Genomic DNA, 253 nt, shown 5'->3' on the forward strand with positions numbered 1-253 from the left:
CTTGCATAACAACTGCTTGGTCTAGTAATAGCGCCTCATCCTCATTGTAAAACTGACTTATATAATCTTGATTAAATAGTTGTTTATTTGTCTTATCGCTACTTTTAATTAAAACATGATGTTTAATAATAATGCCACTATCCAACTCGTATACAGGTTGAAATAAAATCGCTAATTTTTGCTTTTCAATTCCCTGCTTGACCAAGTTTTCATCAGCCACCTTAAGGTGACTGCAATTGAGTGCCAATTGCTG

1 protein-coding gene is annotated in these 253 nt (G+C 34.0%); it reads right to left on the bottom strand.

The window, feature by feature from the left end; translation table 11 throughout:
* Positions 1 to 220 (bottom strand): hypothetical protein (locus SB751_RS33230; RefSeq protein WP_410749397.1); only part of this gene is annotated, 220 nt, incomplete at its 3' end.
* Positions 221 to 253 lie beyond the last annotated feature (33 nt).

This window comes from Cupriavidus sp. SIMBA_020, from assembly GCF_046535395.1.
Taxonomy (GTDB): domain Bacteria; phylum Pseudomonadota; class Gammaproteobacteria; order Burkholderiales; family Burkholderiaceae; genus Cupriavidus; species Cupriavidus campinensis.